Source organism: Shewanella scandinavica, assembly GCF_031932065.1.
In the GTDB taxonomy this organism is placed as follows: Bacteria; Pseudomonadota; Gammaproteobacteria; order Enterobacterales; family Shewanellaceae; genus Shewanella; species Shewanella baltica.
In genome coordinates this window covers 15033-38874 of record NZ_JAUOES010000019.1, presented here as the reverse complement: position 1 = coordinate 38874, position 23842 = coordinate 15033, and the positions used below count along the sequence as shown (strand labels likewise).

At 42.6% G+C, this 23842-nt stretch carries 15 protein-coding genes and 1 pseudogene; 15 read left to right on the top strand and 1 reads right to left on the bottom strand.

Features of this window, described 5'->3' with window-relative positions; all coding sequences use genetic code 11:
* Positions 1 to 79: 79 nt before the first annotated feature.
* From Q4Q50_RS15765 to Q4Q50_RS15735, 7 genes and pseudogenes are all read left to right on the top strand, one after another.
* Entirely contained in the window at positions 80 to 7345 is a 7266-nt protein-coding gene (locus Q4Q50_RS15765) for an RHS repeat-associated core domain-containing protein (protein ID WP_311900139.1), read from the top strand.
* A gap of 2 nt (positions 7346 to 7347) precedes the next feature.
* On the top strand, positions 7348 to 7818 hold the full coding sequence (locus Q4Q50_RS15760) for a hypothetical protein (RefSeq protein ID WP_311900137.1): 471 nt from the start codon (positions 7348 to 7350) through the stop codon (positions 7816 to 7818).
* A 2360-nt stretch (positions 7819 to 10178) separates the two neighbouring features.
* A pseudogene (locus Q4Q50_RS15755) lies at positions 10179 to 10367 on the top strand (IS91 family transposase); the annotation flags it as partial.
* A 396-nt stretch (positions 10368 to 10763) separates the two neighbouring features.
* On the top strand, positions 10764 to 11312 hold the full coding sequence (locus Q4Q50_RS15750; protein ID WP_311900135.1) for a hypothetical protein: 549 nt from the start codon (positions 10764 to 10766) through the stop codon (positions 11310 to 11312).
* Between the two features lie 140 nt (positions 11313 to 11452).
* A complete protein-coding gene (locus tag Q4Q50_RS15745) occupies positions 11453 to 12406 on the top strand; it encodes a hypothetical protein (RefSeq protein WP_311900133.1) in 954 nt (317 codons plus the stop codon).
* A gap of 49 nt (positions 12407 to 12455) precedes the next feature.
* Positions 12456 to 12767: a hypothetical protein gene (locus Q4Q50_RS15740; RefSeq protein ID WP_311900131.1), complete on the top strand. Its 312-nt coding sequence runs from the start codon at positions 12456 to 12458 to the stop codon at positions 12765 to 12767.
* 455 nt (positions 12768 to 13222) lie between these two features.
* Positions 13223 to 13657: a hypothetical protein gene (locus Q4Q50_RS15735; RefSeq protein ID WP_311900130.1), complete on the top strand. Its 435-nt coding sequence runs from the start codon at positions 13223 to 13225 to the stop codon at positions 13655 to 13657.
* Positions 13658 to 14087: 430 nt separating this feature from the next.
* On the opposite strand, the gene Q4Q50_RS15730 is transcribed toward Q4Q50_RS15735, so the two are convergent.
* Positions 14088 to 14657 carry an SOS response-associated peptidase gene (locus tag Q4Q50_RS15730; RefSeq protein WP_311900129.1) on the bottom strand — a complete coding sequence of 190 codons (570 nt, stop codon included), beginning with the start codon at positions 14655 to 14657 and terminating at the stop codon, positions 14088 to 14090.
* 324 nt (positions 14658 to 14981) lie between these two features.
* On the opposite strand from Q4Q50_RS15730, the gene Q4Q50_RS15725 reads away from it, so the two are divergent.
* From Q4Q50_RS15725 to Q4Q50_RS15690, 8 genes are all read left to right on the top strand, one after another.
* Positions 14982 to 15212 (top strand): hypothetical protein, encoded by a 231-nt coding sequence (locus Q4Q50_RS15725; protein ID WP_283629211.1) that lies wholly within the window; start codon positions 14982 to 14984, stop codon positions 15210 to 15212.
* Positions 15213 to 15272: 60 nt separating this feature from the next.
* Positions 15273 to 15680, top strand: a complete 408-nt coding sequence (locus Q4Q50_RS15720) for a LexA family protein (protein ID WP_263237756.1) — start codon at positions 15273 to 15275, stop codon at positions 15678 to 15680.
* On the top strand, positions 15680 to 16936 hold the full coding sequence (locus tag Q4Q50_RS15715; RefSeq protein ID WP_311900127.1) for a Y-family DNA polymerase: 1257 nt from the start codon (positions 15680 to 15682) through the stop codon (positions 16934 to 16936). Before Q4Q50_RS15720 ends, Q4Q50_RS15715 begins: the two co-directional genes overlap by 1 nt.
* 152 nt (positions 16937 to 17088) lie before the next feature.
* Positions 17089 to 17808 (top strand): uracil-DNA glycosylase family protein, encoded by a 720-nt coding sequence (locus Q4Q50_RS15710; RefSeq protein ID WP_311900126.1) that lies wholly within the window; start codon positions 17089 to 17091, stop codon positions 17806 to 17808.
* Positions 17809 to 18268: 460 nt separating this feature from the next.
* Positions 18269 to 19705, top strand: coding sequence for a hypothetical protein (locus tag Q4Q50_RS15705; RefSeq protein WP_311900124.1), 1437 nt, complete (start codon positions 18269 to 18271; stop codon positions 19703 to 19705).
* A gap of 145 nt (positions 19706 to 19850) precedes the next feature.
* Entirely contained in the window at positions 19851 to 20261 is a 411-nt protein-coding gene (locus tag Q4Q50_RS15700) for a hypothetical protein (RefSeq protein ID WP_311900122.1), read from the top strand.
* A gap of 1247 nt (positions 20262 to 21508) precedes the next feature.
* On the top strand, positions 21509 to 22297 hold the full coding sequence (locus tag Q4Q50_RS15695) for a type IV toxin-antitoxin system AbiEi family antitoxin domain-containing protein (protein ID WP_311900120.1): 789 nt from the start codon (positions 21509 to 21511) through the stop codon (positions 22295 to 22297).
* Positions 22290 to 23225 (top strand): nucleotidyl transferase AbiEii/AbiGii toxin family protein, encoded by a 936-nt coding sequence (locus Q4Q50_RS15690; RefSeq protein WP_107404662.1) that lies wholly within the window; start codon positions 22290 to 22292, stop codon positions 23223 to 23225. Before Q4Q50_RS15695 ends, Q4Q50_RS15690 begins: the two co-directional genes overlap by 8 nt.
* Positions 23226 to 23842: the final 617 nt, after the last annotated feature.

Genomic DNA, 23842 nt, shown 5'->3' with positions numbered 1-23842 from the left:
TTTCATTTATGTTGCTGGCATGTTTTTATTTTTGTATTCTAATTTGACAAAAAAAGGATCTTGAACTAAAGGGAATGTCATGTTGCCACTGTGGACGCTGCGCCGTAAATCATCTTTTGCCGCTTTTATGTTATTGCTTTGTCTAGTATGGATGACAGATAGTTATGCTGTGCTTCCTCCTGGAACCCCCTCTCTCAGTGGTAGTAAAGTAAATACCATGGTTAATTTGCGCTGGAACATTAATTGCGATGTCACCACTGTAAATATCCAAGAGTCTACCGATGGCAACATTTGGAATACAGTTTATCGTGGACTTGGTGATCCTGTTGAAGATACATCTCCCCCCCCGATATTAATGTCATTTTCGCCAGTATTTGGTGGTGATACAGGAACAGTTTGCCCAGGATGGACAAGCGCTCGTGATACATATCTCGCAGGTAAAAGTATCTCTAGTTATTATTATCGTATCAATGCCTGTATAAGTTCGGCATGTAGCACCTATAGTGCGGCTATCATTGTTGGCAACCCTTCTGCGCCGACAACTCCAACGATACCAACGTCGATCTCCGCACCAGCAACCAATGCAACTGGGGCTTTTAGTGTTTCTTGGTCGAGCGTCAATGGCGCTGCGCGTTATGAGCTACAGCAACGAGTGAATGGTGGCGCTTGGGTCGCTAAGTATTCTGGAACGGCCACAAATTATGCGTTGTCGGGGCTCACTTCTGGCACCTATCAGTATCAAGTACGTGCTTGCACTACAGCGTGCAGTGCTTGGAAGTTATCGAGCAATACGCAGGTGACTTTGCCCTTGCTTGGCAGTGATTGGAAAAATCTATCTCGGGTATCGGTTGCAGATGCCGGCGGCAGTGACACTGCACCTTCTGATGCTGTAGATCTCAATGCTGCATCGGTTAAAGGGCAAGCTGGCGTATCGGGTGGTCAAGCTAGTTATCAAATACCCATCGATTTACCGCCAGGACGTAATGGCGTTCAGCCATCTGTATCGCTTAGCTATAACTCCCAAGGGGGAAATGGCATTTTAGGGGTGGGTTGGTCACTCAATGCAGGGTCAAGCATTAGTCGCTGCGGTGCAACCTTTGCCCAAGATGGCTTTACCCGTGCGGTAACGTTTAACGCCACGACCGATAGGTTGTGTCTTGACGGTCAGCGTTTGATTGCCATTACAGGCACCTATGGAACAGGTAATACCGAATATCGAACTGAGATGGACTCCTTCGTCAAAGTGGTTCAGCACGGCAATATCAATGACAGTAATAGTCGTTTTACTGTCTATAAACCTGATGGAAATTCGGCAACCTATGGCACTAAACCTGATAGTCACTCATCACCCAATGGTGGGCTTACAAGGACCCTTAATTGGAAAGTGACTCAAGAGTCCTCTTCAAATGGCATGAATACAATAGATTATGAATATGATAATTCAGTTAAAGGGGAAAACCTGTTAAGTACTATTTACTATACGGGCAGCAACGGCAGTCATGGTGATAGACGCGTTGAGTTTGAGTATGAGATGCGTACAGATGAACATCAAAGTTACATGCGTGGTGGGCTCCTCTTATCAACACGACGACTACATAGGATCCACACCTATGCTGAACAAGGTGAGGCGTTAGCAACATTTAAGTTTGAGTATTCTTCCAGTCAGGCGACGAGCAGAAGTTTACTCAGAAATGTGAGCCAATGTGATGCTAAAAACATTGCGAATCAATGTACTCCACTGACACAATTTTCTTGGCTTGATAGTGCGATTAATTACCAAACTGATCCAACACCAGTAAAGAGTCAAAGATCACTCGAACTGGTACTGCCAAGCGGCGATCGTAATGGCGATGGTTCTACTGATTGGCCTAACTATAATGTGAATGCTGAAGGTGAATTTAGCCCAAGTAATGCCACCATTGATAATTGTTTTTTTAATAAGCTTACGTCAGCGATGCAGTGTCATAATGCTGATATCAATTTAGATGGGAAAACGGACCCTGTCATCATTGATTGGGCTAAAAATCTTATAAAATACGCTATCAGTATCAATGGTAACTTAGTATGGAAAAATACGGATATTGTTGTGAGTAGCCGGTCGTCATCAATAGTACATATTGGCGATATGAATGGTGATGGCTATCCAGACCTTGTTATGTTGCATTATGATTATAACCAGTCGGAAGTCTACTTTTATCCACATAGCCGTAACATTAGTCAGCCTTACTCAAATGCACGTAAGCAAAAATTATTCACTTTAAAAAATGTTGATGGTAATGCCAAGGATAATTTTAGCTTTGTAGGCGACATTGATGGTAACGGCTTTGGTGATTTTATTTATGCTACAAGTGGCAATGGTTACAATGGCTTAAGGCCTTTTAATTTGTTATTGGTTACACCTGATCTGCAAGGTTGGTTAAATCTTAGCGTTAATCCATTAAATTTTGAAGATGACTCTCACTATGACCAATTGGGTAATGGCTGGATGCGATTCCAAATATATGCCGATATAAATGGGGATGGGCTCAACGATTGGTTAGGCTTTTATAAGCCCGATATTAATGGCAGTAAATTATTTGTCAGGCTGAATAAAGGTGGTTTTTTTGATGAGCCTAAAGAGACGGGTCAAACGCTCAATACCAGGTCATTTGTTTATAATGAATCCTATGGTACAGAAGATACGAGGGAATCTATTTGGCGAACAGTTCCCTATTATGCCGACTCATTTAGGGTAATGGATGTTAACGGTGATGGTAGAGATGAGATAATTTTTCCCAAAACGCGAGTTATCACAGCCTGTTATAAAATGATGGTGTTTAAGACGACCAAAGTACGAGAGGCCAAAGAGATATGTGGAGATGATATTTATAATGAGATTTACCCCTTAAAAACGAAACATAGTTTGCAGTCTGTTAATGAGCAGTTTGATTATAGTATTTATCGCTATGCCGTCCTTAAATTTGATGAGACTGATGCCACTCTTGATACGAGCCTCCCCTTGTATGGTGCGGCAACTCATACTGCACTAATAGATGCTTTCGGTAATGGTTTAGCGGATATCGTCTTCAATTATGGATGTGGCACAACGGAGTGCCGATTCATCGCTGGCAATGTAACTAACCTCGTTCCGGGGCAACTTAATTTAGTACGCAACTATGGTGCTGGCTCAGGCGCTTCTGGTAGCGATTACCAACCCGTAGACTATCTACAATCTGTCACGGATGGATTGGGTAATAACAGTGAGTGGCGTTATCGCCCACTGTCAACCGGAGAAGGCAGTGCCGGACAATCCAAACTCTATACAACCGACCATGATGAAGTTGGTACTGGTTATGTCCATTTTGCCTCCAGCATGTATGTGGTGCAATCCTTTAAACAAAGCAACGGACAGATTGGCGAAAATGAAATCCAATATGCCTATAAAGGCGCGATGTATCACCTGCAAGGACGAGGCTTTACTGGGTTTAATCAAATCTGGGAAAAGGATATGCAGCGGGATAAAACCGTGCATAGCGTTTTTGAGCAGAAGTTTCCGCGTGTAGGGCTATTAACCTCACAGACAGTGACTGTGGGTTCCACCACAGTGAATCAAGTCAACAATACTTGGGTAGATAATCCACTGCATAAGGCAAGCCTGGTGCGCAGTAAGGGTGTGTACCATAACATTCAGACCAGCTCGCTGCAGAGGTCATGGGATCTGGATGGGATCTTGATGTCAGAGATAAAGCAGACGGTAGGAACTGGCTCGGCCGATGTGGATGAGTGGGGCAATATCAAGAAGCACACACAAAAGCTTACGGATTACATTAAGGGTCAAGCTAACACCTATACCAATACCACTGAAACCAGTTTTGCCGTTGATACCAGCAACTGGTGGCTTAACAAATTTAATGAGATACGCACCAGCCACGATACCGTTCAGCGCGCTTGGGGAGATGATCCTGTAGGCACAAATGATAAAGCCCAATGGCAACTCCAAACGGTGAATACGTGGGACAATGTGCATAAATTGCCCACGCAAGTGACTTATACTGCCAGTAACACCAGTTGTAATCGCGTCGAGCAAACCGGCTTAAACAGCTATGGTTTACCGCTCTGGACTAAAAGTACAGGGCAAAGTAGTGCGTGTACTGCCATCACGGCGAGACAAAACAACTTTACCTACACCAAAGACGGTAAAACTCAAGTTGACGATGGCTATCTGCCTTACAAAGTCACCAATGCCAAAGGTCATATCACCACTACCGAATACGATATGGGGCTAGGACTTCCCACTAAAGTGGTAGCGCCCAATAATATCGTGACCCAAACCGAGTACGACGGTATCGGTCGTCCGGTACAGGTCAAACAGACGGGTAGCCCGACTCGCTATTTGCGCTATTTGCTAGCCAATGAGGGTAATAACGCTCCACAGGATAATGATAACGTTCCCGTTGTGATGACCCGCACGAGTGGGGCGGGGATGCCCGAGAGTGAGCAGTATTTTGACGGTCAAGGCCGATTACTGCGCACCGCCACGCAAGGTTTTGATGGCGATTATCAATACCAAGACAAGCATTATGATGCGTTAGGGCGCATGACCCGAGATTCAACGCCCTACGGTAATGGCACCTCTGCCGACTATACCGAGTTTAGTGACTTTGATGCGCTCGATAGACCTATCAGACGCACGATTCCTAATGGTCGTTCCGGCGGGTTGGAGTCGATTTATACCTATAATGGCTTGACAACCAATATTAATGTTGAAGGTCGCACTATGTCGCGCACCTATGGCAGTCAAGGTTGGTTGTATGAAACGGTGGATGCGCAAGATGGTACCAACCGTTTTGCCTATGATGGCGCGGGCCGTCCTTTAGTCATACGCGATGCCAACTATGCAGTCACAGGCAAGGACATTAAAGCCACCTACAACGGTTTTGGACATAAAACGCAGGTAATAGACCCTAACCAAGGCACCACAGTCTTTGGGTATAACACCTTAGGTGAGCTTGATAAGCAAACCGATGCCAACGGTGTGGTGCAAACTTATGTGCTTGATGTGCTGGGTCGTATCACTAGCAAAACCACTACCGGCGGCAGCGCGCCCGGCCAGGCTGTTTTTTATTGGGATGGTAATATTAACAACGATGCAAAAATAGAAATTATTGGTCAGTTAGGCTTACTCACCTCTGAAACTGAAAATGGCGTTACCCGCAACTATAGCTACACGGCGGCACTGCAACTGGCGCAAACCACGATTGCCGTTGATGGCACCAGTCGTACAGTTAAACATCAGTACGATGGCTTTTATGGCCGTCCTAAGGCATTGGAATACCCTAATGGTTTGACTCTTAAATATGGCTATAACGATTACGGCTACCTTGAGCAGACCAGCAACGCTGCCTCAGGCTATTTGTATCGTCAAATCACGGCTATGGATGAGGCTGGACATATTACCGGCGCAAACTTAGCCAACAGAGTGATGTCTGAATCACGGGTTTATTACAGTGAAGGCACAATGTCGAGTGTGGAAGTGGATGGGCCATTAGGCCTGATTCACGGTCATTACTATGACGGTTACGATGACTTTATGAACCTCACCAGTGAGCGTAATGGTGTCACAGGGCTAGTCAAAAGTTATCGTTATGACAGCTTGAATCGGTTGGAAGAATACCAGTTTAATAATACCAATCCGAACTTCACCGCCACGGTCAATTATGCCTATGACAAAGTAGGAAACTTCCTAAAGAAGACCGATTACAGTGCTAATGCCACTAATGCCTATCGCTATGGAGGTAATGCTGGATGCGCAGCTAACAGTAATGCAGGCCCCAATGCGGTATGCCAGCTGAATAAGCTCAATGGCTCAACAGTTAACTTTCAATATGATAAACGTGGAAACCTGCGTGTCGGTGACGGTTTAACCATGACCTATAATGCCATGGATAAGCCGCTGACTATTTCAGGGAGGGGGCCGAACAATAACACCCTAACGGCTTTTGTGTATGGCAGCGATAGTATGCGGGCCAAGCAAAGTCGCACAGTGTCAGGCAGCACAACCACTACCTATTATGTCGATAAGTATTATGAAATCGATAATGATGGCAGCTGGCGTGCCTACCTCGATGACATTGCAGTGTTGAGTTACACTCCACAGCGCAGCCATTTACTGCAGTTCACTTTGCGAGATAGGCTGGGCAGCGCGACGACCATGGCAGACCAAAACGGTAATATTGTCAGCCAGCGTTATTTTGACCCTTTTGGGCGCACAACTGACCTTGGATATAATCATAAGCTGGATATTCAGAATAAGAATACCCTGTTATCCCAGCTGCAAGATTTAGCGGTGACCAACAAAAACCGTCGTGGTTTTACCGACCATGAGCATTTGAATGAACAGCAGTTAATTCATATGAACGGCCGGATTTACGACTACAACCTAGGTAGGTTTATGAGTGTGGACCCGTTTATTCAGAGCCCCACCTCGACCCAGAGCGTGAATCCGTACTCGTATATCATGAATAACCCGCTGGCAGGCACAGACCCGACGGGGTATTTAGCATCATGTCGTTCAGCGACATCGCATATTTGTACAACGAAGAATATTCAGTACGGTGATGGTATTTTTAGAGAGAATAGCAATGCCAAAACACTTTCTGAAGGTATAGCTAATGGTGCATCTAAGGTACAATCTCCATCGTTTACCAGCATTGCTAACGCAGGTAGCTTGCAGCAGAATGCGGTTAAGCAAAACCCAAGTTATGGCAATGACCCTAACTTTGCTAAAGGCTATGGTTCACTCAAGGGGGATATGTCAGGAATTCTTTCTATGACTGGTCCGGCACTTGCTGTTGATGCCGTAAAAGCAGGTATTGAAACAGCAAGTGCAATTGCAGATGAGTATGAACAATCTGGTCTTTCTATGTCCACCTTCATCATTGCAGGAAAAGCTGCTGGTGAGGCTGCTATTGATGTTGGGGCAAAAAAGTTTAGACTACCTGGGGTTGCAAGTAGTGCAAAAGAAGTTAAGAATGCCCGTCAAAGAGGTGTCAATGGAGCAAAGTCGGCCGAAAGAGATCTTGTTAAAAGTGGCCACCCTGGAACAGCTGATAGTGGTGGATGGTCATTTGCGGAAAGGAAGCGCATAGCAGAGACAGGCCAATTCCCAAGTGACACACGTTGGCACCATATTAATGATGTTAAAAGAAATCCAGGATTGGCGGATGTAGCCGATAATGTCACACCCTCGAGGGGGGGGAATACAGGGCATGTAAGCAAGTATCATCCGAATGGAACTCAAGCAGGTTCATCGGGCTCGATGTTAAATCGCTCTCAACTAAATAATGATCATATGAATGGGAATTGAAGATGAAATTACTAGATTGGATAAAAGCAAATAGGCCCGGTAATCTCTCTGAGTATGATGATCGATTTGAGATAGAGCACCAGTCTGGAGAATGCTCTACATTGTTCAAAAATTCAGGGACTCATGTAAGTACGATGAGCCATCATAAATCTTTGGGGGACATGTATACCTCTTTCGATGGAGTAGACTTGTTTTCCAGTACATTCAAGATTGCATCAATAGAGTCCCCTAAATCTGTCGGAGATGTAGAATTAGTTGAGAGTTTGTCCAAATTTCAAAATTGGGTAAAACAACTGAATCCTAGCTTTCCCGAGCGGGTTGTTCCGTTTATGTACCAGGCCGGAATCGGTATATACGCAGTAGGAGAAGAAAGTGGAAAGATTTACGAGTGGGATGATGAGCAAGGCACTTTATCTGATGAATTTGATTCGCTCGAACAGATCCTAACAGAGTGGCTTGATGCGATAGTTTAAAGTCAATGATGAGGGTCTGTAAAGAGATAGAGCAGGCACAACACTTTTGTCAATCGGCCCCATTTTCTTGGGGCTTTTTCTTTCCTGAAACCAGGCAATTCAACCAGCGGCCTGGGTAGTCGTTACCAGTAGAATTGAGCAGAAGCGGCCAGATGGGGGCGCAATTCGGTGCAGCACCACTATAGTCACGATTGCCGATTCTGATATGGATGACTAAGGTTTTTCTTTTATCTATTGTTAGGTGAATATAATTTTTTAGAGTTCGGTTTTGCTCTTTTTCATGTAGTAGTACTTATTTCCCCTCTTATGCCGCCTTGACTCCCTCAAGACGTTGGAAGCACTAAAACTCATGCAGCAGTAAGGCTATAGGCGAGCCGTTGCATCAACCCTACAGGAGGATGCAACGGCGTGTTTTTGTTGGTCTTGTATTCATTTCCTCAGGTCAAAAAGGTCAGGGGAATAGCGAGGTTTTGAGCTGTATTGCGTGAGCAACAGGCGTTCAATCGTGCGACCAGTTCGGCTTGTTCTTAGACCACTATCTTCACCTGCAGACGTGTTACCCGATCACATTACGCTTCATGCCTAGTCGTCGGCTTTACCCAATCCCAATGCACATCAAGTAATACACTAATACTGGAGGTCGATGATGGCCGGTACCCAAGAGTGTTGTTCCGCTTGGTCCTATAATCCTGCCGTGTTGACCAGCAGGTGTGTCCGCTAATCTCAAGCTGGCTAATTGCTTGTTGGGATAAGGGTATGGATAGGTGTTGATGCCTGGTATCAAGGTGCATGCTTCCGTTCGTTAGCTGCTTAATACCTGCAGATGTACTAGTCGTTCAGGCATTTGCTAATGTCTGTGGGTACAGCCGGCATTGATAGGGCTGATATAGGCGTGTTGTGCGAGATGGCGAGTGAGGATACCGCACGTTTTATTAGCATTAGTTGTTGCTGGTGTGTTACGTATCGATAGGTGAATTACACCATTCTGGTTCAAAAGTTCTTAGATGCGGCCTAGATAATCCCTAGATCCCCTCAAAAAGTTGGGAGCACTCAAACCCATGCAGCAGTAGGGCTACAGACGAGTCATTGCATCAACCCTACAGGAGGATGCAACGGCGCGCCTTTGTTGCTTTTGTGTTAACGATTGAAGGGTGTGAAGGGTAGGGCAAAAGGTGAGGTTTTTGGCTGTTTGGGGTGAATTGATGGCGCCCAAATGGATCCTTCTATTCGGCTCACTGTTTCGGTCGCGGCCTCATCATGCGAAGGCGTTATCCGCTCCCCGTTTTTGGTCATCGAAATCATGTGAACTGGGATGATCTGCACACTGTTTCTGAGTGATTGAACGCGTTTATAGGCTCATGCTGCCTTAGTTTGAATTGTTATTGATATGTTTCTATTCAATGGGTGTTGTTCAGTGTGTTGCACCAATATGGTTCAACCGTTTTTTGATGCGGCCTAGATAATCCCTAGATAGCCTCAAAAAGTTGGGAGCACTCTAGCCCAAGCAGCAGTAGGGCTACAGACGAGTCATTGCATCAACCCTAAGGAAGGATGCAATAGCGTGTATTTGTTGCTCCAGTGTTAAATGTTGACGATAGGGTGAAGAGGGTAAAAACCAAGGTTTTAAACGGTTTTAGACGGTTTTACGTGAACAGTAGCTGTCTAGGCCTTGGCTTACTTTAGCCGAGTGCCAGGCTCGTTCTCTTTACCTATATTAGTCATCCTGCATGGATAGAAATGGAGCGATGATCATGTGCAATTATGATGAATTTAGATTTTCAGATGGAAGGATTTTGTGCCTCGCCGATGCTCACGGTTTGATTGAAGCCGAACGCGACACCTTATGGTGATGAGAATCACTCTCAACTCGATGTAGATGCGAACCATTATCATCACGGGTCCTTCTGGCGCGGTTGATTGCGGGGGCAGCGACACGCAGTGCTTCACTACATATGAGAATTTTAGAGGGCTTGGTTGTTGTTTTATTAGCGGGCTTTTAGGGGGCGTTCATAATTTTGAACGCTATCTATAGTGTTGATTATAAATAATTATTTTCCTTACTTTCTCAGGAGCTCAAAAAATAGGTGTGCTCGGATATACCAACTTCACTAGATCGATTTTGTGATCCTTTGATCTTAGTTGAATGGACCGATATTTTGCCTCTATTCGTAAGTGAGTCACTATAAAGCGAAGAACAGTGAGGGGGAGAAACCTACCTTTAGTTTGAATACATCAGAGCGTCGCCGCCTAGGCATATCGATTCGTTCCAGCTTTATCCCAAAATCACTTAACTGATAACTAAATCATTCAAAATTTGCTAACCGGGAAGTACAGCATGCAATGACTGTGATTTTACGCAGTACTTAACCAATGCTTGCCACCGCAAAAAGCTTGCGCTAATCAAGTTTCAATCAAACAATCCATTGGTGATATTGGCGAGTACTTTGGTTAAAGAAGACTGTTTGTGGTCATACCCGCAATGCCAGTTAGGTCATTTGCAGTTTATTGGGCTGATAAGACCACAGGGACTAGTGATGATTAACACCTAAAGTCAGCAAGTACGCATGTCAGGATAATCACTCCCTCAAGACGTAGCGTAATGACCGACAACGAAAAGCTGCCAGCCTTATGGGGTTAAGCCGATGAGGGGATAGGGTGTGGTGAGTGTCAACCTGAATGTGGGTTTCAAATGCTGCCAACCAAGGTCAACAATCAGTCGAAAGTGAGCGTAAAAAATGAGAAAGCTAAAACGATATCAAGTGATTACCCATCAAACTGTATAAAAAACTGCTACCGCAAAAAAGCAAATTCCTATAGCATCATTTATACCAATTGACATGGATGTGGCAGCGGCCAAGTCCAACAAGCGATTTATGCCCCGCAAGCAGCGCAGCGCATAAATACTAAGACGTTAACCAAATTAAAACTCCGATCGAGGTTGTTAAATGATTCAGTGGCCTAAGCATTCTAAAATCATTTGCTTAAATACTTCCGGTGAAATAATCGCCGAGTCAAAACGTAGCAGGTTGGATCTATCGGATTCTCTTATGCTGTGGAGACAAGAGGATAATCCTCTAATATGTTCAATTGAAGTTTCTACCAAAGCCGAAAGATGGAAATCATGGAACACAGAAAACGTCAAAATGATTGAAAATCATATTGCTTACGATCTAGAGTTTGATGCCTATAAAGTTAAAATCGAGCGTGTGAGCACTCCGGGCAAAACGTTGTGCACGAAGCCTTTTATATGGAATCTCGAAATTGCGGCTGATTATGGTGACGAAGAGCATGAAGAATCCACTTCAGCTAGAAGATACACCGGTTCGAGATTTAAGGTGGCGAGAAGTGATGCATCAGTAAAGTCTATTCAGTCAAAAATAGAGAAGGTGTTTGGCCTTCCCCGCGGATCTGTTTGCTTGCTGACGCCAGAAAATAAGAAGGCAAGCCCAAGGTCATTAATTAAAAAGCTTAGAGATAAGTGGAAAAATGGCTAACAATCCAAGCAAGCGACCAAACTACGCTTCTCCAATTTACGGTTCGCTTCGCTCACTTTACCGCAGATTGGCTCTACTCAGTTTGGCCCCTGTTGTGGGCGTTAGCTGCTTTAGTGCAAATCATCAATGAAGAGTATTAAATGAAGAAGCATCTTATTGAATGTGATTTTGAATTCCACTCATCCCATGGGATTAGTGAAATCGGGTTCGAAGGGGGGAGTACTTACAATCTTGAAGAAGGTGTCTCATGTGGCTGTCCCTTTGGATTACCAAACACAACAATCTTATTATCTAGCTTTGGAAATCCAATATTTAAAGTAAAAGTTGAGTCCTTTGATCTTAATGATAAAAAAACACAAGCATCATACTTAAATAAATTAGCTAGTTATTTATCATTCATAGCTGCAAAAAATGAACACAACGGGCGTTATGGAACACCTTTCATAAAAATAAATTTCAACACTTTTAATGAAGATGTTGTTGATGTTGCAAATGTCAGTTTCAAAGATAACACTTTAGCTCTGAATTCAGTGGTAAAGATGACTGATGCACTGTCAATAACATCTATGAATAGTGTTAAGTTTAATGAAAGCAATGTAGAAGAAATTCATTATAATGAGTTATTGGATTACTATTACAATGGGCTTAAAGCGGAGAGTGAAAAGTCAAAATTTTTCCATTGGTTTTTAATAGTTGAGTCTCTAGAAGGAAGCAAGCGATACAACGAATTATTCCCCAGTGGAACTATGTTTGCTGATGACGAAAGAGAAAAAATAGAATTATTAGCTAATACACTATCAAATGACGGAAAGAACACATTACTTTCTGTGCTCACAAGAACATCTGAGTTCAGAAACCAAAAGCTATTTAAATTCCTAGAAGAACTAGGCATAAGCCAGCTGACTAGCATGATGGGAATTAAACCAGTTACGCTAGAAACAGTCAAAACTGTTACCGTAGCAAGAAATAAGCTATTTCATAGAGGAAATGAATTTCCTACCAATACACTTTGGTTCGTCTTATTTCCATTAGCCACCACGATTATTGAGAAAATAATTACTGATCCCACATGCTTAGATGCCGCTAACATGTAAATCCAGGTGACGCCTACGGCGCACCTGATTTAGGCGTTAGGGCTCAGATATGAATCGAGCATTTGGTAAAGTATTCAAAAGCGAAAATGGTCTTGAGTACGTTGTAATCCGAAAAGCCAAGCTGCCATTTCCTGAAGTCTTATCCACTTCAAATGCCCTTGCCGAGGACGATAGCGGTAATTATTTCGTTCTCCTTAAAGAGGCTGTGTGCTTTTGGGATCACGAAACAGGAGAGAACGATGTTCTTTCTGAGTCAGTAAACGATTTTGTTTCTAGGTGTTCTTCTCCAGAAGTTGAACTAGAGCCGGGTTGGATAGATCCCGAGTTTGCGAAGAAATTCGGGATCAAGAGCAAGCCCTAATCGGGTAGCCAGAAGTATCTAGCCTCCAGCCCCCACATCACCCTGCATGCGGCTCCGCTCAGGGCGGTTCATTTAGAACTCCTAACTTCTTTGCACTGCAGCATCAATTACGGTGACTTGGTTTCGTTGTATTGTCCCCTTACTGCGTGGGGGAGGGCCCGCCAATTAGCCTTTAGCCTACGCCTCATAAGGTGTTCTTGTTCATCAGCTCGCATTCTTAATCAGTAAAATGGCTAGTGGCTTCCTCTAGACCGATTCTCGTAGATAATCCCTTGCCATTCGCTAGTAGTTAACGTTTAATAACATGATGTTATTGATCGGTGACCTTCCTACAGAGGACTTTCACCTCATAAGTTCATGCCCATGCTGGGCGTACACAAGTGTGTTAATTTGACGCATTTACGCTGCGTTTCAATGCGCAAATTACACAGGCGTTATACTTAAAGGGGGTAATGTTGAAATATTGCACAAATTGTCAAACGGAATTTGGTGAAAACCACAAGTTTTGTGCTGGGTGCGGCAGTCCTAGAAACTCATCTGGACATGTTATTCAATCAGGTGATCAAAGCGTAAATACAATTGGCTCAGAGATTAATAATAGTAATATCCATATTGGAGATAATATTAATAATTCAAATAATATTGACCCTGAATTACTTAATCTTAAGCGCGAGTTTGTAAATCTACCATGGACAAGCGATGGTGCTTTAGCCAAAAGTTCTACATTTAAAAAGCTCGGCGCTTGGGGAAGTTTAGCTAGCATAATAGGTTTGTTTATACCTTTTTTTTACAACCAGTTTATCCTCCATACAGCCAATTGTTTTTTTATTCTTTGGCATTTGCTTTTCAATGCTGATCTTAAGCATGGTGCTTCCTCGCAGAAGGTTTGAGCATTTGAGTGGGTTAAAAAACTTAGAAATTGGCACTTCTGGTAAAATTTATATCACAAAAATATCCGCTGAGTGCCCTTGGTGTGGTTCTGAAATGAATTTGAGAATGGTTGGACCCAAAAACCAGAGAGAGCACCTATTAATGTGCACTCGAAACCCCGCACAGCATAGAATTATCTTTGATCCGACAGCACTGCCGGATATCGAAAAATAAATATAACAAACAATTTAAGAGTGATTCACCACGCTTGGCATTTTGGATTTGGGTCTAGTTCAGTGTTTATGGCGTTCAAATTGAGTTGTAGCGTGGTTCACGCCTTAATTGGGCATTAATCAATAGAAATTGTTATCCGAAATTAATGTGTTAGAACTGACGTTCTAACTCGGAAATGTCCCTAAATGAGTTCTTTATTTTTGACTTTATAGAAAGTTAGTTTGCATGGATTGCGATAGTAATATTTTCGGGGTGGCAGAGCAGTGCCTCTAGCATCATCGCTTCAGTTTGAAGCCAAAAATCAATTTCAAATGGGCTGATCAGTAGGGGCATTCTGCCATGATAGGCTTTGCACTTTTCTGTGGGCTCAGTCGTTAATGTGACCAGCTGGGTAAACTCTGCGTTTGGATAGCATATTCCGGCCATGTAAAGAGGCTCTCCTTTAGCATGACTAAACAGATATTTCTGTTTTTGTTTTTTACCTTCCTCGCGCCATTCATACCAACCAGAGCAGGGTACAACGCAGCGGAGACTCGCAAATGCGGAAGCAAACGTTTTCTTTTCTCGCACGGTTTCAGCCTGTGCATTAATCAATAGCTTTTTCGACCAAGCAGGCTTTATTCCCCAGGTACAATCTAGCTGCTGAAGCTGGCTATCGGCCATCATAATCACCGACACTTGTTCGGTAGGGCGCAAATCAAGGTTAGTTTGTGGATTAAATGGCACACCCAGTTGAAGAGATACCGTATTAGCGAGAAAACTATCAATGCTTATGCGTCCGCACATTAGGCCAATTCCTCAATATTTTTATCTTTATACAATAGACTAAGTGAAAAAAATCAGTATGTGCGCCACAAAAGTCTAGTCTGTACCTCTCACGAATTAAGCAGCCATGAACTGTTAGCTCTCTGTCTGCTGTAAAACAAATATCTATTTTTATTAGTGGGTTATAGCTGGAAAAATGTAGCCAATTGAGTATTGGCGAAGATAGACATTAGAACAAGTTCAATGAAAAGTGGTTCATCTTGATTGATTTTGCATTTTTGACCTGCTGTTACTACATTTCAACATAGCTGAACAGGTTGTTTATTTGCAAAGGAAAGCAGAACCATGATCTTCAGACCAGTGCGGGTGTTTGTCACAACATTACTTTTAACCGCTTTTAGCTTCTTAATCTTGTTTCTGGTGCAGTTGTCGGAACTTACCTGTGTTGATGATTTATCTGAACTAAATGATATCGTTGCAAAGAGAGACCAGATGGGTGACACCACCGCGGTGAATTTTGACGTGGGGTTTGATAAAGAAAAGAACCAATGGTGTTACATCGAAACATCACAATAATTCTTGCCAGTTACCTAACAACGCCTATAATTACTGTATATAAAAACAGTGGTGTTGACTATGCGTATTATCCCCATCTATGCCAGTGCCGGTATTACTGGCTTCGAAAGCCCTGCGGCTGAATATAGTCAGCTGGGTCTCAGCCTTGATGAGCTGTTAGTTGTGCATCCCAGCGCGACATTTATTGGTGTCGCAAAAGGTGACTCAATGCAGGGCGTGGGCATTTTTTATGGCGATTTACTGATTGTTGACCGCCAGGAAACCGCGCGTCATGGTGATGTGATTGTTGCCAATTTCAACGGTGAATTTGTATGTAAAATCCTCGATAAAACGCATCGCATGCTGCTGTCGTCGAACGAACAGCACCAACCTCAGCCTATTCACGACTACGATAATTTTACGATTGAAGGTGTTGTTATTCGTTCAATTCGTTGCCATCGCCAAAGTCCATTATTAGCAGACATCTGATGTTTGCCTTGGTAGACGCCAACAGTTTCTATTGCAGCGCCGAACAGGTATTTAGACCTGATTGGCGTGGTAAGCCAATGATTGTGTTGAGCAACAACGATGGATGTATCGTTGCGGCAAACAAGCAAGCGAAAGAACGCGGTGTGCCTAAGTTTGCACCATACTTTCAAGTCAAAGACCTGTGCACGAAATTAGGTGTCATTGTTTGTTCAAGTAACTATGAGCTCTATGCCGATTTATCCGCAAAGATGATGAATATCATTGGTCGATTTGCACCAGAGCAGCATGTCTATTCGATTGATGAAAGCTTTCTCTCCTTTAAAAATTGTTACCCCGCCATTAAGTGCTTACAAGCCCAAGGCCAGTTGATTCGAAAAGCGGTTTGGAAAGAGACACGTTTACCGGTTTGTGTAGGCATCGGCTCAACACTCACACTGGCTAAAGCGGCCAATCACGCGGCAAAGAAGTTACCTGGCTATCATGGTGTGTGTGTTATCGATAATGAACAAGATAGGATTTCAATTTTACAATCAATGAATGTGAATGATGTCTGGGGCATTGGACGCAGGATAAGCAAAAAACTTGAATTGATGAACGTAAAAACCGCCTATGACTTAGCCAAAATCCCTGCAGGTTTAGCGCGAAAGCAATTTAGTATTGAAATAGAACGCACTGTGCGTGAACTCAATGGGCAAGCGTGCAAAGTGTGGGACGAGGCGAGGGCGGATAAGAAGCAAATATTCTCGACTCGTAGTGTGGGCGAGCGTATTACCGAGTATGAAGATTTACTGCAAGCCTTAAGTAAACATGTGGCGATTGCTGCAGCGAAAGCGCGTAAGCAAGGTTCAAGCTGTAAAACCATGTTGTTGTTTGCCAGCAATTCGCCCTACGATGAACGCCCAACAGGCTTTAAGACCTTAGTGCACTTTGCTTGTGCTACTGATTGCAGCATTGAACTAACTCAAGGGATGACACAAGCAGCATCTCAACTTTTCCGTGCCGGCGTACGTTATTATAAAGTCGGTGTTGGCCTCATTGATTTGGTCAGCACCCAGCATGGCCAGTTAGATTTATTCAATGCCTCAAAAGCCAAACCCGCGTTAATGAAGACCCTCGATGGCATCAATCAACGTTACGGCACAGACACCTTATTCATAGCCGCCCAAGGTATTGAACAAAAATGGGCCATGCGTCGAGATTTACTCACACCGCAATACACTACCAAGTGGCATTGTCTGCCCGAGATAAAGTGTTGATATCTGACAGTAGATGGATTTACAGGTTTATTCCTTAATGTGACTTTAGAGCAACAAGAAACACACATTGTGACACATGCTAGTTGATCTACTTTTGGTTATGGCACAAAGTGTCTTTGACACTAGTGAATATTAATTAGGAAGTGCCTAACATGGTTGAAAAAGAACAACTCCCAATCTTCGCTGAGAACACACTCAAACACATCTTGGACGACATTGGGGAAGTAGTTTATAGCTCTCATGAAACGTTAAGAAAAGGTGATGTTTACTTGTTGGGTTTAAACCCAGGTGGTAGTGGGCAAACGAATCCAGATACAGGCGTACCATACACGATTCGAAGTCATCTTCAGCGTATGCTGAAACGAAATGAAAACTCTTTCTATGATGAGAGCTGGGAAAACGGGCAATCTAAGTATCCTAAGTGTGGTGCGCCTCTTCAGAAACGTGTTATTGAGTTATTGAAAGGGATTGATATTGATGATCCAAGAACGGTGTGTGCATCCAACATCATATTCAAAACATCACGTAGTGCTGCTGATTTGTGTTTTGGATTGGCTGGGTTGTGTTGGCCTGTACATGAGGCAATTTTGAAAATCATTCAGCCAAGCTTAATTCTTACTTATGGCATCGATAAAATTTCTGCCTATGCATTTTTGAAAGCCTTATTTTTGAAAGGGGACGAAGTACCACCTCAACCATCTTTGCATGGACAGTGGAATTGTCGTGGATTCCACTGTGACATCAATGGTGTACATACATTTGTTGCGGCGGTTCCCCATCTTAGCTACTACAGCCCAGCAAATAAGCAAGATGTATTTAACTGGATCATCGCCAATCAAAAGAAGGCTAAAGCACGGCAAAACTCAGTGTAATCTCGCATCTGTCCAAATCGGGTTAACGTGCCTTTGCCCCAAAGCTTGCTAGCATTTATTTAGTGAATCGAAAACTGACGAATAAATTGCCCTACAAAATCTCATCCATTTACCTAATGTTTGGCCCTACCGTAAAGCGACTAACAATGTATGGGTATACAGTCGTATTTAAATTTAGATGCTTTTGAGTGTTTTTAAACTCATTAGTTTGCGCGTTTATCCAGCCTAAAATTTATAAAACCCTTAAAAATCATCCGCATAAACTTTCCCCAAATTAGTTAATAGGTTTGGAAAACGCGCATGCGCATTTTTCCGGATGGTGTATTAGATAAAAAGCTGATAAGTTCTTTGCAATACAAACAGTTAATGATGCACGCTTTTACTGGTCTAATGAGGTAAACGCGCATGCGCACTAATAAAATGTTAGACAACCAATATATCAATCAACGGAGTATAATTCGTGACAAATGGAACAGAATTAATAATTGCCAAATCTACTGAGCTTAGTCAGCCCATAGATAATCTACATAAACAATTAGAAGGATATCTTTCTCACGTTGGATTGCCTATTGATAATGTTGTGGTTCCGATCAGTGAGCGAAAAAAAGTAATTGCATCATTAGAAGATTCCCTTTCTATTATACCTATCGCTGAACGCTGTAAATCACATTATCTATCGAAATTTACAGTTGCCATATCTGTTGGTTTGTTTGACGGAGCTTTAAATTATTTATGGGATGAAACTGTAAGAGCGTTTCGCAGGTTGATTATTGCGTTCGATCTTCCATATTTTTATTCAATTGCTGAAAAAGTCAGTTCTAGATACAAAAACTTATCAAAAGAAGAAGACATTGATCAGGTTAGTGAACACGATTTACTCGAGGCGTGTAGGCGTATTGGTTTGTTATCCGATGTAAATTATCAGCGTTTAGAACATGTGAACTTCATGAGAAATCATGCTAGTGCAGCACACCCGAATGATAATGATATTGATGGTTTTGAAATGTTAAGTTGGTTAAGTGTTTGCCTAAAGCATGCAATTACAGCGAAGCCAGATCATTCATTAATAGCCGTCAAGCAATTACTAAGTAATATTAGAGTTTCAGTTATCCCCGCTGAGGATTTTTCTGTTATTGGACATGATTTTATTAAACAACCAATAGAACGAATTGATGATTTTTTATGGACAATTTTCGGCTTATTCACAACTGAAAAAACAAATGCTGATATTAAAAGCAATATTGTCGGTATAGCACCATACATTTGGAATGCTGCTACAGAAGATCGTAAATATGAAATTGGAGTGAAATTTGGTGTATTCAGGAAAAATGGTGAAGTTGTAAGAAAAGATGCTACACAAGCTTTTTTGCAAGCAGTAAGTGGGCTTAAGTACAAAGATGAAGATAGCCTTGCAGGTGAACTAATTGAAATTATTGAAAATTTAAATCGAGCACATTTTGGTACTAATAATTTTTATAATGAGTATCCTCATGCCAAAATGTTAGATAATTCTCTTCCTCCTAATGGAAAAATACCACGTGCAGCGAGATCTATGTGGGTTAAAGTATTATCTATTTGCTACATTGGAAATGGGCTCGGATATCGTGAAGGAGTAGATGAATCTGCTTTACCACATTATAAGAAACACATTACTAACTTCACTGAAATAGAATTAGTGGAGTTTATTAAATTATTCGGTGACCCAGAATTTTCGGCTCCTTTAGCTCGAACAAAACCTGCGTCTAGGGTAAAAAAATTAGCTGTCTTTTTAAAGAGTAAAGCGACAAATGCCCATATTATTAAATCTCTTGATTTAATTGCAGCGGCGCCAACAGTACATAAAGTCTATGCTACTTCTGCATTTAAAAGTGCACTGGAGTATTTGCCATCAAACTAGTTGTCTAACAAGGCGTTGCACGCGGACTCGATACAGTTGTTGAGGTTTTTGCTAAAAGAAAAAGCAGCAAAAACAGCACCAACTTACTCGCCGGTGAACGCGGTGTTATGCGCTTTTGGGTAAATTTAACAAAAAGGAAAAGATAATGGTCGATTTTTATATTGTTCGCTCTGAACCGCACGATCCAGAAAATTTAAAAAAATCTTTTGCACATGCATTTCAGTTAGCTTCTAAATCTACTAAGTTAGTGACTGTACTTTTACCTATGATTAAGCAAGGTTCAGCTTTTGGTCTGGATAAAGTATTGGGTGAGGCTGGATTAAAACAGCTTGATAGTAAACGTATCCTTAATATTGAAGATGTTACGTTTGTGCTGAAATGTGATAAAACAATAAAAAGTAATGATGATAATGGAGTCGTTCTAGCACTATCGTGTCCAGTGCAAATGTTGCATAAATTTGAATCTGCATGGAAGACAAAAGCCTTAATTGCTATGACATTCGGCTTAACAGAGTTGGATCAATGGGCAAAAAATGTTGGTGCAAAAAAGTTATAACTTCGCGCATAACAATGCAATCAAGGTGATGCCTATACACTCGGCATTTTTGGTATGGAGTTCGGTGCGCTTTGTTGGTTCAACGTGGCACACCTTATTGCGGGCGTTAGTTGCATGGAGCAAATGTTGTGCTATCAGAAGAAAAAGCAAATAAAATTAAGGCACTAATAGCCGAGTGCAAATCGACTCAAGGTGAATACGTAGAGTCTCATCATGGTTCGGGGAGTTGGGCTACAACTTACTCAACAGAGTTCATCAACTGTGCTTGCGAATTGTACTTACTCTATAAAAGTCTTGACCTATGTGACCCACTGATTCTTTTATCTAGGCAATTTTGTTCCGCTGGTATTCGCTCTTGTAGAGGTGCAGAGTTTGACATGGAGCGAGTTGAATATTTGTATGTTACACATATGCGGCATCGTTTGGATGAGCTGGAAAAGAACTCTCGTGACCTTTCTTGATGTTTGTGCAAAAAATCTAGATGGTTACGTTCCTAAGCGTTTGAAAAATCAGTAGCATGTAACTAACAAGCGCATCAAGTCGCCGCTGAAAGAGCGGCTGGGACATCAAAATTACGCGGCGATTAGTTTTGGTGCTTCTCACCCAAGTTTAAACCAATCACCGTTACGTTTTGCAGCCCCTTATGCGGGCGTTAATCCATAGAAATTTTAATCCGAAACTCACCAGTTAGAGTTAGGAATCTAGCTCGCTTTTGTCCAAAAATGGGCTAGTAAATCACTCTGTGCCAGACTGATTCACGCGAGCCCTAAAACTCGCCTAGAGCTCATTTCGAGGCTTTTTTTTGGCGCTTACGCCCTAGAATGAATCAAACTCAAGAGAACTGATTCAGACCCATATAAGGCCTGTTATTCCCATTCCGACTAGTTATATCGCGTGTTGATTAGTTTGTAGGCAAAAGAGGTTGTATTAATAGAATAGTTAATCTGAATTTGATTATGCAGATTATTCATGTCTTCCGTTAAAACCTGCCACTAGTTCCCTGTTTTGAGTTGTTAGATCTCTAGAGAACTGATCTAAGCTCATGCAAAAAAAACGATATTGCATTTGTTTATGCTCGATGGTGACCGATTGTATTTAACCGTGGAACAACGGCGGCCTCCCTCTCATTCAGCGAGTTTATAATTTACGTTAAAAGTGCACTTTAGGTACTAATAATTTGCAATTAATAAACTCCGCTTCTATAGTTGGTTTAATTTATTCTGTATTTTGGTATTTATGGTGCAACTATGTCATCAAAAATAAACTGGCTGATTAATCATACGAGCCCTGGTGCGGTAGTGCTTCAGTCGTGGTTGACACAAAATGAGATCAGCTCATCTTTGGTGAGAAAATATGTGCAGAGTGGTTGGTTGTACAAGATAAGTGCGGGGGTTTATGTTCGTCCTGAGTCAGCAGGCAAGTTACAGCCTCATTGGGTTGAAGCGCTCAAGGCAGTGAATGAGCAGCTCAAGCTTCCTGTTCATCTTGCGGGAGTCAGTAGCCTAACGCATCAAGGGCTTAGTCATTATCTTCAACTAAGCAGCGAGCAAGTTTGGGTTGGCTGTCAAAGTAAGCAGACGTTGCCAAAGTGGTTCCGCGAATTGGAGGAGCAAAACTGGCTTTTTTATACCAGTAGCAAGCTGACCCAAACGCTGGAAAAAGACTTTATTACTATAGGGGTGAACAATAGGGAAGTTAAGGCAAGTTGTGCGGAGCTTGCAGCCTATGAGGTCGTCAATGCCATTGGCAAACATATCAGTTTTGAGCATGCCGCGGAGCTGTTTCAAGGGTTAGTGAATCTCAGCCCACGTAAAATACAGTCAATACTGAATCGAAGTGAAGCCGTACAAGCTAATCGCGTATTTCTCTTTTTAGGCCACTACTATCAACACCAGTGGAGCAAAAGGCTAGATGAGCAGCAAATCACGCTAGGCGCGGGAAAGCGTCAGGTGGTGGCTCATGGCCGTTACGATGGACGGTATCAAATAACAGTGCCTGCATCGTTTATTAAGACAGAAGAAAATCAATATGAATAAGTCATCGATATACTACCAGCAAGTGACCTTGCTTATTCGGATGCTGCCGCTCGTCGCCCAAGAGAAGGTATTTGCCCTAAAGGGCGGTACGGCTATCAACCTATTTGTACGCAACTTCCCACGCTTATCGGTTGATATCGATTTGGCTTATCTTCCTTTGGAGCCAAGGGAACAAGCGCTACAAAGTGTGAAGGAAGCGCTTGGTCGTTTGACTGCGAAGATCAATCTACAACCGAACCTTAGTGCAGTATTTCAAGACAATAAATATGATGAGCTCAGGGTTGTCGTGACAAGTGATAGGGTGACAATAAAAATTGAAGTCTCTCCTGTTGCGAGAGGTACGCTACACAAAGCGGTATTAATGCCAGTCGTTGAGTTAGTTGAAGAAGAATTTGGGTATGCAGAGATACCGGTTGTAAGCCTGCCTGATCTATACGGTGGTAAGTTATGTGCAGCGATGGATAGGCAGCACCCAAGGGATCTTTTCGATGTGAAAATGCTGCTGGCGGAAGAGGGGATCAGTCGAGAGATTTTAGTCGGCTTTCTCACTTATACACTTAGCCATCCAAGACCCATTAATGAAGTGATGTCTCCACGTTGGAAACCGCTTGATGAAAGCTTTCAAACTGAATTCAATGGAATGACGACAAAGCCGATTAAACTCGATGAGCTGATTTTAACTCGCTCAGAAATGCTCACAGCGTTGCAGCATCACTTTACTGCAAAAGATAGAGACTTTTTATTATCCTTTAAACAGGGTCAGCCTGATTGGTCATTGTTTGATGAACCGAGCGTTGCGGCACTACCTGCGGTGAGATGGAAGCTATTGAATATCCAAAACCTAGCGAAAAATAAATCCAAGCATCAAGAACAACTGATTAAACTGGCTGATGTATTGGAGACGTGGGTTGCAGGTCGGATACTGTAATGTGCAGTGTATTGCCGATTTTATCTGATAGTTCGCTGTTTGTGGGCGTTACTTTGGTTCGACTGATTATTGGACCGTCTCTATTCAGCTGCAGGCATGTTACCCGATCACCTTACGCATAATGACGCGGTGATATCGATATCGAACAATCCATTACAATGATCCACTCAATCGCGTAATTCAACTAATCGCCAGCGAGGCACCATGTTTAAATAACTGCAAACAGCTTTAGTTTTGCCACCACGGATGATCATGACTGTGGATGCCGTAACTGACTAAGGTAATGTCACCGCCAGCAGTGCCTGCGGCCACACTATCCGCGCAATAAGTTCAGGAACCGTTGGAGATCACGTCTACGTAATAAGACGGCTGGATCTAAACCGCACCCGACTTGCCATTGGTGGAGATTGAGATTTAGCTGCATACGAAATATTTCCCCTATCCCGCATGCTTCACCCCAAGATTTCGAAGGGTTTGTATTGGCCAAATTCTACGATTGAATAGTAATAGATTAGAGTTACTAGGAAGATATTTGCTTTATATATAGGGGACTAACTCCGTGTAAGTCTATGAAAACAAAGAGTGCAGAAAACGCAAACTAGGTTAAAAAGAGGTAT